Source organism: Bradyrhizobium sacchari (assembly GCF_002068095.1).
GTDB classification, from domain to species: Bacteria; Pseudomonadota; Alphaproteobacteria; order Rhizobiales; family Xanthobacteraceae; genus Bradyrhizobium; species Bradyrhizobium sacchari.
The window spans coordinates 224,680-237,046 of the sequence record NZ_LWIG01000007.1; the positions used below are offsets into that span (position 1 = coordinate 224,680).

Here is a 12,367-nt window from a genome sequence, read left to right on the forward strand (position 1 = left end):
CGGGACACGCGCGATAGCGCGGGGACCCGGAATCCAGAGGTTGTGGCGCGAGATTCCGGGTTCGCGCTGGCGCGCGCCCCGGAATGACGACGGTCACAGCCCCAGCACCGCCTTGGCGATGATGTTGCGCTGGATCTCGTTGGAGCCGCCGTAGATCGAGACCTTGCGGTTGTTGAAGTAGCTGGGCGCGATCTGGGCGGTCCAGTCCATGGCTTCGTTCGAGCCGTCGTCGCCATGCACGTCGTAAGGAGCCGCGAACGGGCCGATGACTTCCATCAGGAGCTCGGTGGTGGTCTGCTGGATCTCGGAGCCCTTGATCTTCAGCACCGAGGAGGCCGGATTGGGCTTGCCCTTGCCGTGCTTGCCCTCATCGGCGACGACGCGCAGCTGGGTCAGCTCGAGCGCCTTCAGCTCGATCTCGCAGGCGGCCAGCTTCTCGCGGAAGGCGGCGTCCTGGATGATCGGCTTGCCGGCGGATTCGACCTTGCCGGCGAGATCCCTGATGCGGCGCAGCCGCTCCTTGGAGACGCCGACACGGGCGATGCCGGTGCGCTCATTGCCGAGCAGGAATTTGGCGTAATCCCAGCCTTTGTTCTCCTCGCCGATCAGGTTCTCGATCGGGACTTCCACGTCGTCGAAGAAGACCTCGTTGACCTCGTGGCCGCCGTCGATGGTCTGGATCGGGCGCACGGTGACGCCCTTCGACTTCATCGAGAACACGATGAAGGAGATGCCCATCTGCTTCTTGGCGTTGTTGTCGGTGCGGCAGAGGCAGAAGATCATGTCGGCGTGCTGGGCGAGCGTGGTCCAGGTCTTCTGGCCGTTGATGATCCACTTGTCGCCACGGCGCTCGGCTTTCGTCTTCAGCGAGGCAAGGTCAGATCCCGAGCCGGGCTCCGAAAAGCCCTGGCACCACCAATCGTCGACATTGGCGATGCGCGGCAGGTACTTCTTCTTCTGCTCCTCGTTGCCGAAGGTGTAGATGACGGGGCCGACCATGCTGACACCAAAGGCGAGCGGCTGCGGCGCCGGATAGGACTGCAGCTCCTCGTTGAAGATGTAGTGCTGCACGGAGGTCCACCCCGTTCCGCCATACTGCGTCGGCCAGTGGCTGACGCCCCAGCCCTTCTTGTTGAGGATGCGCCACCACGTCACCATCTCGTCCTTGGTGAGGTGGCGGCCCTCGACCAGCTTGCGCCGCGTGTCCGGCGGTACGTTGTCGCGGAAGAACGACCGCACTTCCTCGCGAAACGCCTGCTCTTCTTTCGTGAATGCGAGATCCATCGGATCCTCCTGTTTCCTCGTCGTCCTGGCGAAAGCCAGGACCCATTACCACCGGCCTTCGTTTTGCGAAGGCAATTGCCGCCTTGGTCCCTTACTCCTGCCGCGGAGTATGGGTCCTGGCTCCCGTGCGCAATTGCGCACTAGGCCAGGACGACGTTTACTGCAGCACCTCGAACAGCCCCGCCGCGCCCATGCCGCCGCCGACGCACATGGTGACGACCGCGTATTTGGCCTTGCGGCGGCGGCCCTCGATCAAGGCGTGGCCGGTGAGGCGCGCGCCCGACATGCCGTAGGGATGGCCGACCGCGATCGCGCCGCCATTCACGTTGATCTTCTCGGGGTCGATGCCGAGCTTGTCGCGGCAATAGAGCACCTGCACGGCGAAGGCTTCGTTGAGCTCCCAGAGGCCGATGTCATCGACGGTGAGGCCGTGGCGCTTGAGCAGGCGCGGCACGGCGAAGACCGGGCCGATGCCCATCTCGTCCGGCTCGCAGCCGGCCGAAACGAAGCCGCGGAAGATGCCGAGCGGCGCAAGACCGCGCTTTGAGGCTTCCTTGTCGCTCATGATCACGGAGGCGCTGGCGCCGTCGGAGAGCTGGCTGGCATTGCCGGCCGTGATCGAGAACCCGTCGCCGCGCACGGCCTTGAGGCCGGCGAGGCCTTCGATCGTGGTGTCGGGCCGCGGTCCCTCGTCCTGCGACAGCGTGACCTCCTTCATCGAGACAGTGCCGGTCGCCTTGTCGGTGACCGCCATCTGCGTCGTGATCGGCGCGAGCTCGTCCTTGAACTTGCCGCCCTGCTGGGCGGCTGCGGTGCGGCGCTGGCTCTCCAGCGAATATTCGTCCTGGCGTTCGCGCGAGATGCCGTAGCGCTTGGCAACGACTTCGGCGGTGTCGATCATGGGCATGTAGACCTCGCCCTTGATCTTGAGCAGCGCCGGGTCCTGGGCGTGGAAGCCGTTCATCTTGTCGTTCTGCACGAGCGAGATCGACTCGCCGCCGCCGCCGACCGCGATCTCGACACCGTCGAAAATCACCGAGCGCGCGGCGAGCGCGATCGCCTGCAGGCCCGACGCGCATTGCCGGTCGATGGTGGTGCCGGCGACGGTGACGGGGAGGCCGGCGCGAAGCAGCGCCTTGCGCGCGATGTTGCCGCCGGTCGCGCCCTGCTGCAGGGCAGCGCCCATCACGACGTCCTCGATCTCCTTCGGATCGACTTTGGCGCGCGCGACAGCTTCACCAATGGCGTGGCCGAGCAGGGTTGCGCCCTCGGTGGCGTTGAGCATGCCGCGATAGGCCTTGCCGATCGGGGTGCGGGCGGTGGAAACGATGACGGCGTCGGTCAAGAGCGACCTCCTGGTTGCTTGGATTGTGATGGTTTCTGCTGCTGGCGCAACTCGTGGCGCGACAATTTTCCGACCGGCGTGCGCGGCAGATCGGCGACGAACTCGACTTCGGCCGGCAGCTCGTGCTTGCCGAGCTTGCCGGCAAGCTGGGTGCGCAGCTCCTCGAGCGAGAACGGCTTTGCGTCCGGCCTGAGCTTGATGAAGGCCTTTGCGGCCTCGCCCCGATACTGGTCGGGGATGCCGAGCACGATCACCTCGTGCACGCCGGGAATGGTGTAGATCGCCTGCTCGATCATCTGCGGATAGACGTTGAAGCCGCCGGAGATGATCATGTCCTTCTTGCGGTCGACGAGGAAGAAATAGCCGTCGGTGTCGACATAGCCGATGTCGCCGGTGAGGAAGCGGCCGTCGACGAAGGCGTCCGCGGATCCCTCCGGCTTGTTCCAGTAGCCTTTGGTGACGTTCGGACCCTTGATGCGGATCTCGCCGACTTCGCCCGGCGGCAGCACTTTTGTCGGATGATCGAGCGCGACGACGTCGAGCTCGATGCCGGGCAGCATCAGGCCGATCGAGCCTGGCTTGTCGGGCCCCGTGGGCGGATGGCCGGTGCCGGGTGAGCAGGTCTCGGTCATGCCCCAACCGCTGCGCAGCTTCTTGCCGACCTTGCGCTCAAAGAAGTTGGCGATCTCGACCGGCAGCGGCGCGCCGCCGGAGCCGATCGTCGCCAGCGAGGAGAAGTCGCGCTTGTCGAGGTCCGGGAGTGCGGCGATCGCGATCCACATCGTCGGCACGCCCGGAAAGTAAGTGGCGCGCTTGATTTCGATGTCGCGCATCACGGCTTCGACGTCGAACCGCTGATGCAGCGAGATCAGATTGCCGCGGCTGAGCGAGGACAAGAGCACCACGGTGAGCGCGTAGATGTGGAACAGCGGCAGCACGCAGATCACGCGCTCGATGACATCGCCGCGGGCGGCACGCGCGGGCTTGCCCCAGACGTCGTAGATCGACACCGCCGAGGTGAGATTGCCGTGGCTGAGCATTGCGCCCTTGGGCAGGCCGGTGGTGCCGCCGGTATATTGCAGCAGCGCGACGTCGTCGACTGAGATGGACGGCCATTGCGCCGGCGCGGCGGCGCCTTCGGCGAAGGTCTTGAAGGTGGCGATGCGCGGATCATCGGGGATCGCGGCCTGGGGCGTGCCGACCTTGCCCCAATGGTCGTCCTCGCAGACGACGAGCTTGTCGATCAGGCCCTTCTCCAACAATTTCAGCGCGGTCGGCAGCAGGGCCTGGAGGTTCGAGGTGACGAGCAGGCGCGAGCCGGAATCGGAGACCTTGTGGGTCAGCGCGATCTCGCCGTCGAGCGGCGACAGGTGCGCGACGCGGGCGCCCGCTTTCAGCGCGCCGAAGAAATTGACGGGGTGGTCCGGCGTGTTGCCGAGGAACAGCGCGACGGAACTGTTCCTGCCGATGCCTGCGCGCAGGAACGCGGCCGCTGCGCGCTCGGCCATCGCGGCGAGCTCGGTATAGGTGATCGGACGGTCGCGGAATTCCAGCGCGGTGCGCGGGCCGTAATCGGCGGCGGCTTTCGCCAGGAGGTCGGGCAGCGAGCCCTGGGCGATGGGATCGTCCCACCGCACGCCCTCGGGATAGAACTGTTCGCCGGGATGGGTCATTTCGCTTCGTTACTTTGCGCGTAAGGCAGGCACAGACGCACGGGCTCCCTTCCCCCTTGCGGGGGAGGGTTGGGGAGAGGGGTGGCCGCAAACACCGACCTCGCCTGGGGCTACCCCCCTCCCTGCCCCTCCCCCGCAAGGGGGGAGGGAACGGAGGGAGCGTTGCCCGGAGCGAGATATCGCAGCCACAGCCGATCCAATCACGCCGCTTTCGACGCCGCCGCCAGCGATGCGAAGGTCTTGCCTTCCGCCGCGAGCTTCTTCAGCAGCGGGGCAGGCTCCAGGCTCGGATCGTTGGTCTCCTTGGCGTAGAACGACAGACGATCGGCGATGTGCTTGAGGCCGACGGTGTCGGCCCAGAACATCGGGCCGCCGCGGTAGATCGGCCAGCCATAGCCATAGAGCCAGACCACGTCGATATCGGAGGGACGCGCCGCGATGCCCTCTTCGAGGATCTTCGCGCCCTCGTTGATCATCGGGTACATCATCCGCTCGAGGATCTCCTCGTCGCTGACGATGCGCTTCTTGCGGCCGAGACGCAGCAGCGTCTCGTCGATCAGCTTCTCGACATCGGGATCGGGCAGCGGCGCGCGGGAGCCGGCTTCGTACTTGTAATAGCCCTTGCCGGTCTTCTGGCCGAAACGGCCGGCTTCGCACAGCGCGTCCGCGATCTCCGATTTGATGCCGCGATCTTTCCGCGAGCGCCAGCCGATATCGAGGCCGGCGAGATCGCTCATCGCGAACGGACCCATCGGCATACCGAACTTTGTCACCACTGCGTCGACCTGCTGCGGCAGCGCGCCTTCGAACAGCAGCTTCTCCGACTGCTTGCCGCGCTGGGCCAGCATGCGGTTGCCGACAAAGCCGTCGCAGACGCCGACCACGGCCGGCACCTTTGCAATTTTGCGCGCGATGTTGACAGCCGTCACCAGCGCGTCCGGCGCGGTCTTGTCGGCGCGGACGATCTCGCACAGCTTCATGACGTTGGCCGGCGAGAAGAAGTGCATGCCGAGCACGTCCTGCGGACGCTTGGTCGACTTCGCGATCTCGTCGATGTTGAGATACGAGGTGTTGGAGGCGAGCACGGCGCCGGGCTTGGCGAACTGGTCGAGCTTGCCGAACACCTCCTTCTTCACCGCCATGGTCTCGAACACGGCTTCGATGACGAGGTCGGCATCGCCGACATTCTCGATGCCGACGACGCCGTTGATCAGCGCCATGCGCTTGGCGGGCGCATCTGCGGGAATACCGCCGCGTGCGGCGGTCGCTTCCCAGTTCTTCTGCATGATGCCGAGGCCGCGCTTGAGCTGCTCCTCGCCGGTCTCGATCAGGGTGACGGGCACGCCGGCATTGGCAAAGGACATCGCGATGCCGCCGCCCATGGTGCCGGCGCCGAGGATGGCGACGCGGTTCACGGGGCGCGGCTTGGTGCCCTCGGGGACGCCCGCGATCTTGGCCGCTTCGCGCTCGGCGAAGAAGGCATAGCGCTGCGCCTTGGACTGATCGCTGGCGACGAGCTTGAGGAAACCCTCGCGCTCCTTCTTCAAACCTTCGTCGAACGGCAGGTCGATGGCGTAGCCGACGGCGTCGGCCGCCGCGAACGGGGCTTCCAGGCCGCGCGACTTCTTGGTCATGGCGGCGACCGCGTTGGTGAAGATCGAGCGGTCGGCCTTGGCGGCCGCGATTTTGGAATCGTCGTCGCGCAGGCGGCGCAGCGGGCGCTTCTCGGCCAGCAGCTTGCGGACGAAAGCCTCGCCGCCGGAAGCCGGCCCTTCGATGATTTCCTCGATCAGGCCGTTCTTGAGCGCTTCCGTGGCGCCGATCGGGTCGCCGCCGACGATCATCTTGACCGCGAGCTCGGGCCCGACCGCACGCGGCAGGCGCTGGGTTCCGCCGGCGCCCGGCAACAGCCCGAGCTTCACCTCGGGCAGGCCGAGCTTGGCTTCCTTGACCGCGACGCGGAAATGACAGGCGAGCGCGACCTCGAGGCCGCCGCCGAGCGCGGTGCCGTGGATCGCGGCAACGACTGGCTTCGGCGAATTCTCGATTTCAGACAGGACGTCGTTGAGGGCGGGCGGCTTTGGCGGCTTGCCGAATTCGGTGATGTCGGCGCCGGCGATGAAGGTGCGGCCGGCGCAGGTCAGCACGATGCCCTTGATGGCGGGATCGGCGACCGCTGCCTTGATGCATTCCAGGATGCCGCCGCGAACCGCGGCACTCAGCGCATTGACCGGAGGGCTGTTGACCGTGACGATCCCGATTTCGTCATGACGCTCAAGCTTGACCACTTCGCTCACGGTGTCCCTCCTTGGTGGGGATTTACTTTTGTTCGATTTCGCGGTGCGGAATTTAATTCCGCATCTTGACGGCAGGGTTATTTTGAAGCACGGACGTTGTCAACGACTCCGCGCAAGAAGCAGATCAGGGATGAAGCGTACAGGAAAGAAGACTGCGACCGATCGGAATTTCGTCGTCGCGCTTTCCCGCGGACTGGACGTATTGCGCGCCTTCCAACCCAATGACGGCCTGCTCGGCAATCAGGAGATCGCGGCGCGGACCAACCTGCCGAAGCCGACCGTGTCGCGGCTGACCTACACGCTGACCAAGCTCGGCTACCTGACCCCGGTTCCCCGCTTCGAGAAGTACCAGCTCGCGCCCGCCGCGATGTCGCTCGGCTACGCAGCCCTCGCCAATCTCGGCGTTCGGCATTTGTCCGAGCCGTTTCGCGAGGAGGTGATGCGCGCCACCGGCGGCGCCGTCGCGGTCGGTGGCCGCGACCGCCACAGCATGATCTATTTCGGGCAGAGCCGCGGCAGCGAGACGGTGGGTGTTCAACTTGACGTCGGCTCGCGCGTGCCGATTGCAACCAGCGCGATGGGTCGCGCCTATTTCTGGTCGCTCGACGAAGACAATCGTGCCGAAGTGTCGCGCATCCTGCGCGAACATTACGGCAGCCGCTGGCCCAAGATGCGCGATGGCCTCGAACGTTCCGGCGAGACCGTCGCGAAATACGGCTTTGCGATCTCCGTCGGCGACTGGCACGACGACATCGGCGCCGCCGGTGTCGCGCTCAAGCTCAACGACGGAACCGGGCCCTACGCATTCAATTGCGGCGCGCCTGCATTCCGCTTCACGGAAGAGCGTTTGATCAACGACATTGGACCGCGTCTGCTTGCGATGGTAAGGAACATCGAAGCGGCGCTCGGTGGTCTGATGCCGCATTCAAAAAAAGAAGTCAGCAAAAAGCTGAAATCAGGAGGAAGAGTTGCGCGTGTGGCCGAGGGGATCAGATAGCCTATGTCATGACAGGGAGCGGTTCGCATCGCCCCTTCGCCCGCTGGACATCGTGGGCGAGACGAGATGACGCAGGCACAGCTCGCGCAGGGTACATCGCCCCTGCTCGCGGTTCGCGACGTCAGCGTCGTGTTCGGCGGCATCATCGCGCTCAACGGCGTGTCCTTTAACATGCACAAGGGCCAGATCCTCGGCTTGATCGGCCCCAACGGCGCCGGCAAGACGACGCTCTTCAACTGCCTTTCGCGGCTCTATCAGCCGTCATCGGGCGACATCCTGATGGAGGGCGTGAGCATCCTGTCGCGCCCGCCGCACCGGATCGCCGAGATCGGCATCGGCCGCACCTTCCAGAACGTGGCGCTGTTTCCGAACCTGTCGGTGATGGACAATGTCCGCGTCGGCACGCATGCCCGTACCTCCAGCGACATCATCAGCGACTCGCTGCGCCTTGCCTGGATTCGCCGCAGCGAGACGGACGTGAACAAGAAGGTCCACGAGATCCTCGCTTATCTCGACCTCGAGGACGTCGCCCACACCGTGGTATCGGGCCTGCCCTTCGGCACGCAGAAGCGCGTCGAGCTGGCGCGCGCGCTCGCCGCCGATCCAAAGATCCTGCTGCTCGACGAGCCCGCCGGCGGCCTCAACCACGAGGAAGTCTATGTGCTCGGCGACCTCATCCGCAAAATCCGTGATGAGCGCCACATGACGGTGCTGCTGGTCGAGCATCACATGGGCCTCGTCATGTCGATCGCCGACCACGTCGTCGCGCTCAATTTCGGCAAGAAGCTCGCGGAAGGCACGCCCGCCCAGGTGCAGGCGGACCCCGACGTCATCAAGGCCTATCTCGGGAGCAAGGACCAATGACGACGCTGCTCAACGTCAAGGACCTGCGCGCCTATTACGGCCAGGTCCAGGCGCTCCACGGCCTGTCCTTCTCGCTCAACGAGGGCTCGCTGACGACGCTGCTGGGCGCCAACGGCGCCGGCAAGACCACCACGCTGCGTGCGATCTGCAACATGGTGCGCTCCACCGGCGGCATCGAGTTCGACGGCAAGCCGCTCAACAACCGCTCCACCGAGAGCATCGTGCGGTTCGGCATCGCCCATGTGCCGCAGGGCCGCGGCACCTTCACCAACATGACGGTGGAGGAGAACCTCCAGCTCGGGGCCATCACCCGCAAGGACAGCGCCGGCATCGTCTCCGACATCGAGCGCATGTATGCGCATTTCCCGGTGCTGAAGCAGCGCCACACCCAGCAGGCCGGCACGCTCTCCGGTGGCGAGCAGCAGATGCTCGCGGTTGCCCGCGCCCTGATGCTGCGGCCGCGGCTGATGCTGCTCGACGAGCCCTCTTTCGGCCTCGCGCCGCTGGTGGTGCGCGACCTGTTCGGCATCCTCGGCAAGATCAACCGCGAGGAGAAGGTGTCGATCCTGGTGGTCGAGCAGAACGCCCAGCTCGCGCTCGAGCTCGCCGACCAGGCTTACGTGATCGAGACCGGCCGCATCGTGATGTCGGGCAATGCCAAGGACATCGCGAACAACGAAGAAATCCGCAAATCCTATCTGGGTTACTGAGGGAGCCGGGACAATGGAGCTGTTCACCAACCAGGTCCTGGCCGGCATCGCCACGGGCGCGATCTACGCCTGCATGGCGCTCGCCGTGGTCATGATCTACCAGGCGATCGACCATCTCAACTTCGCGCAGGGCGAGATGGCGATGTTCTCGACCTTCATCTCCTGGCAGCTGATGCAGTGGGGCGTGCCCTACTGGGCGGCGTTCGTGATCACGCTGGCGTTCTCCTTCGTCGGCGGCATCGCGATCGAGCGCATCCTGTTCAAGCCGCTTGCGAAGGCGCCGGTTTTGACCAACGTCGCCGGCTTCATCGCGCTGTTCGCGATCATCAACTCCTCGGCCGGCCTGATCTGGGACTTCACCATCAAGCAATACCCGACCCCGTTCGGCTCCGCGCCGTTCCTGGGCAGCCAGCTGATCTCGACCCACCAGGCCGGCATGATCGGCGTCACCGTGCTGCTGCTGCTCGGCCTCTACTTCTTCTTCCAGTACACCCGCATCGGCCTTGCGATGCGCGCGGCCGCCTCGGTGCCTGAATCGGCGCGCCTCGTCGGCATCAACACGAGCTGGATGATCGCGCTGGGCTGGGGCATGGCCTCCGCGATCGGCTCGATCGCCGGCATGCTGATCGCCCCCGTCGTGTTCCTCGAGCCCAACATGATGGGCGGCGTCCTGATCTACGGCTTTGCCGCCGCCGTGCTCGGCGGCCTCACCAGCCCGTTCGGCGCGGTGGTCGGCGGCTTCCTGGTCGGCATCTTCGAGAACCTCGCCGGCACCTACATCCCCGGCGTCGGAAACGAGCTGAAGCTCCCGATCGCGCTCGCGCTGATCATCTCCGTCCTGGTCGTCAAACCCGCTGGCCTGTTCGGCCGGCACATCGTCAAGCGAGTTTGATCATGAGCGCTGCAGAAGAAGTCGTTGCAGAGGGCCACCAGGCGGTCGAGGCCGTTCCGAAGCGCGCCATGACGCTGGGCACCGGCACCTCGCTGGTGGTGCTCGCCGCGCTCGTGATCGCGCCCGTCTTCGTCAAGAACTTCATCATCTTCCAGATGACGATGCTCCTGATCTACGGGCTCGCGGTGCTGGCGCTCAACATCCTGACCGGCGGAAGCGGCCAGTTTTCGCTCGGCCAGAGCGCGTTCTACGCGGTCGGCGCCTACACGACCGCGGTGCTGATGGAGCACTTCAACGTCAACTACGCGCTGACCCTGCCGATTGCCGGCGTGGTCTGTTTCGGCTTCGGCTTCCTGTTCGGGCAGCCGGCGCTGCGGCTCTCCGGCGTCTATCTGGCGCTCGCGACCTTCGCGCTCGCGACCGCGATGCCGCAGCTTCTGAAGCTGAATTTCCTCGAGCACTGGACCGGCGGCGTGCAGGGCCTCGTCGTCACCAAGCCCGACGCGCCGTTCGGCCTGCCGATGTCGCAGGACATGTGGCTCTACTATTTCACGCTCGCCGTGACGATCGCGATCTACATCTTCGCGGTGAACCTGCTGCGCTCCCGTTCGGGGCGCGCCTTCATGGCGATCCGCGACAACGAGATCGCGGCCTCCGCCATGGGGGTCGACGTCGCGCTCTACAAGACGCTGGCCTTCGGCGTGTCGGCGGCGATCACCGGCATCGCCGGCTCCCTCGGCGCCATCGCGGTGCAATTCGTCGCGCCCGACAGCTACACCATCACGCTCGCCATCTCGCTGTTCCTCGGCATGGTGGTCGGCGGCGTCGGCTGGCTGCCCGGCTCGATCGTCGGCGCGGCCTTCATCATCTTCGTGCCGAACATCGCCGAGGGAATCTCCAAGGGCCTCTCCGGCGCGGTGTTCGGCGTGCTCCTGTTCCTCGTCATCTACCTCGTGCCGCACGGCGCAAGGCAGGTCGCGATCCTCGGCCAGCAGCTCGCCGGCAAACTCCGAAAGAGCTGAAAGCCTTCATCAGACTGTCGTTTAACCAAGGAGACCCAATTGCTTTTCGGAAGAATACTGCGAACCGCCGCGCTCACGACGGCGGTCGCGACCCTCGCCTCCGGCGCAGCACTCGCTCAGAAGAAGTACGACACCGGCGCTTCCGATACCGAGATCAAGATCGGCAACATCATGCCGTACAGCGGTCCGGCGTCGGCCTATGGCATCATCGGCAAGACCGAAGAGGCCTATTTCAGGATGATCAACGACAAGGGCGGCATCAACGGCCGCAAGGTCAACTTCATCACCTATGACGACGCCTATTCGCCGCCGAAGGCGGTCGAGCAGGTCCGCAAGCTGGTCGAGAGCGACGAGGTGCTGGCCGTGTTCAACCCGCTCGGCACGCCCTCGAATACCGCGATTCAGAAATACCTGAACGCCAAGAAGATCCCGCAGCTGTTCGTCGCCACCGGCGCCACCAAGTGGAACGATCCGAAGAACTTCCCCTGGACCATGGGCTGGCAGCCCTCCTACCAGAGCGAAGCGCAGATCTACGCGAAATGGCTGATGAAGGAGAAGCCGAACGCCAAGATCGCGATCCTGTACCAGAACGACGATTTCGGCAAAGACTACCTCAAGGGCACCAAGGACGGCCTCGGCGCCAAGGCCTCCTCCATGATCATCATGGAAGAGAGCTATGAGGTCTCCGAGCCGTCGATCGACGGCCATATCGTCAAGATCAAGGCCGCCAATCCCGACGTGCTGCTGATCTACGCGACGCCGAAATTCGCGGCGCAGACCATCAAGAAGACCGCCGAGCTCACCTGGAAGCCGCTCCAGATCCTGACCAACGTCTCGATCTCGGTCGGCAGCGTGATGAAGCCGGCCGGCTTCGAGGCCTCGCAGGACGTGCTGTCGGCGGCCTATGCCAAGGACTCCACCGACCCGCAGTGGAACAACGACCCCGGCATGAAGAAGTGGAACGAGTTCGTCGACAAGTACATGCCTGGCGCCGACAAGACCGATACCGGCATGGTCTACGGTTATGGCGCGGCCTCGACGCTGGCCAAGGTGCTGGAAATGTGCGGCGACGATCTCACCCGCGCCAACCTGATGAAGCAGGCCGCGAGCCTGAAGGACTTTGCACCGGACACCATGCTGCCCGGCGTCAAGCTCAACACCAGCGCCACCGACTTCGCCCCGATCGCGCAGCTCCAGATGCAGCGCTTCAAGGGCGAGAAGTGGGAACTGTTCGGCGAGATCATCAGCGGCGACGTCGCCTCCGAGTGACACGCTGATGTCAT

10 protein-coding genes are annotated in these 12,367 nt (G+C 65.1%); 6 read left to right on the forward strand and 4 right to left on the reverse strand.

Annotation, left to right across the window (positions count from 1 at the left end; all coding sequences use genetic code 11):
- Positions 1–93: 93 nt before the first annotated feature.
- The 4 genes from pimC to A5906_RS07490 all read right to left on the reverse strand — a co-directional run bounded on the left by pimC (position 94) and on the right by A5906_RS07490 (position 6,599).
- The gene (gene pimC, locus A5906_RS07475; RefSeq protein ID WP_080134601.1) at positions 94–1,284 is read right to left on the reverse strand and encodes a pimeloyl-CoA dehydrogenase large subunit; all 1,191 of its coding nucleotides are present in this window, start codon (positions 1,282–1,284) and stop codon (positions 94–96) included.
- Between the two features lie 157 nt (positions 1,285–1,441).
- On the reverse strand, positions 1,442–2,629 hold the full coding sequence (locus tag A5906_RS07480) for an acetyl-CoA C-acyltransferase (RefSeq protein ID WP_080134602.1): 1,188 nt from the start codon (positions 2,627–2,629) through the stop codon (positions 1,442–1,444).
- On the reverse strand, positions 2,626–4,302 hold the full coding sequence (gene pimA / locus A5906_RS07485; RefSeq protein ID WP_080134603.1) for a dicarboxylate--CoA ligase PimA: 1,677 nt from the start codon (positions 4,300–4,302) through the stop codon (positions 2,626–2,628). The genes A5906_RS07480 and pimA overlap by 4 nt, the downstream gene beginning before the upstream one ends.
- A 200-nt stretch (positions 4,303–4,502) precedes the next feature.
- Positions 4,503–6,599 (reverse strand): 3-hydroxyacyl-CoA dehydrogenase NAD-binding domain-containing protein, encoded by a 2,097-nt coding sequence (locus tag A5906_RS07490; protein WP_080134604.1) that lies wholly within the window; start codon positions 6,597–6,599, stop codon positions 4,503–4,505.
- Positions 6,600–6,729: 130 nt separating this feature from the next.
- Between A5906_RS07490 and A5906_RS07495 the strand changes: the two genes are divergently transcribed.
- From A5906_RS07495 to A5906_RS07520, 6 genes are all read left to right on the forward strand, one after another.
- Positions 6,730–7,596 (forward strand): IclR family transcriptional regulator, encoded by an 867-nt coding sequence (locus A5906_RS07495; RefSeq protein WP_080134605.1) that lies wholly within the window; start codon positions 6,730–6,732, stop codon positions 7,594–7,596.
- Positions 7,597–7,662: 66 nt separating this feature from the next.
- The gene (locus tag A5906_RS07500) at positions 7,663–8,460 is read left to right on the forward strand and encodes an ABC transporter ATP-binding protein (RefSeq protein WP_080134606.1); all 798 of its coding nucleotides are present in this window, start codon (positions 7,663–7,665) and stop codon (positions 8,458–8,460) included.
- Positions 8,457–9,170: an ABC transporter ATP-binding protein gene (locus A5906_RS07505; RefSeq protein WP_080134607.1), complete on the forward strand. Its 714-nt coding sequence runs from the start codon at positions 8,457–8,459 to the stop codon at positions 9,168–9,170. Before A5906_RS07500 ends, A5906_RS07505 begins: the two co-directional genes overlap by 4 nt.
- A gap of 13 nt (positions 9,171–9,183) precedes the next feature.
- Positions 9,184–10,062 carry a branched-chain amino acid ABC transporter permease gene (locus A5906_RS07510; protein ID WP_080134608.1) on the forward strand — a complete coding sequence of 293 codons (879 nt, stop codon included), beginning with the start codon at positions 9,184–9,186 and terminating at the stop codon, positions 10,060–10,062.
- A 2-nt stretch (positions 10,063–10,064) separates the two neighbouring features.
- Positions 10,065–11,084 (forward strand): branched-chain amino acid ABC transporter permease, encoded by a 1,020-nt coding sequence (locus A5906_RS07515; RefSeq protein ID WP_080134609.1) that lies wholly within the window; start codon positions 10,065–10,067, stop codon positions 11,082–11,084.
- A gap of 39 nt (positions 11,085–11,123) precedes the next feature.
- Positions 11,124–12,353 (forward strand): ABC transporter substrate-binding protein, encoded by a 1,230-nt coding sequence (locus A5906_RS07520; protein WP_080134610.1) that lies wholly within the window; start codon positions 11,124–11,126, stop codon positions 12,351–12,353.
- The last annotated feature ends 14 nt before the right edge of the window (positions 12,354–12,367 follow it).

What these genes read in the sequence shown, in the direction of transcription:
- A5906_RS07505 (WP_080134607.1), top strand. Translation starts at nt 8,457, where the DNA reads ATGACGACGCTGCTCAACGTCAAGGACCTGCGCGCCTATTACGGCCAG.
- A5906_RS07495 (WP_080134605.1), top strand. Translation starts at nt 6,730, where the DNA reads ATGAAGCGTACAGGAAAGAAGACTGCGACCGATCGGAATTTCGTCGTC.
- A5906_RS07500 (WP_080134606.1), top strand. Translation starts at nt 7,663, where the DNA reads ATGACGCAGGCACAGCTCGCGCAGGGTACATCGCCCCTGCTCGCGGTT.
- A5906_RS07515 (WP_080134609.1), top strand. Translation starts at nt 10,065, where the DNA reads ATGAGCGCTGCAGAAGAAGTCGTTGCAGAGGGCCACCAGGCGGTCGAG.
- A5906_RS07510 (WP_080134608.1), top strand. Translation starts at nt 9,184, where the DNA reads ATGGAGCTGTTCACCAACCAGGTCCTGGCCGGCATCGCCACGGGCGCG.
- pimC (WP_080134601.1), bottom strand. Translation starts at nt 1,284, where the DNA reads ATGGATCTCGCATTCACGAAAGAAGAGCAGGCGTTTCGCGAGGAAGTG.
- pimA (WP_080134603.1), bottom strand. Translation starts at nt 4,302, where the DNA reads ATGACCCATCCCGGCGAACAGTTCTATCCCGAGGGCGTGCGGTGGGAC.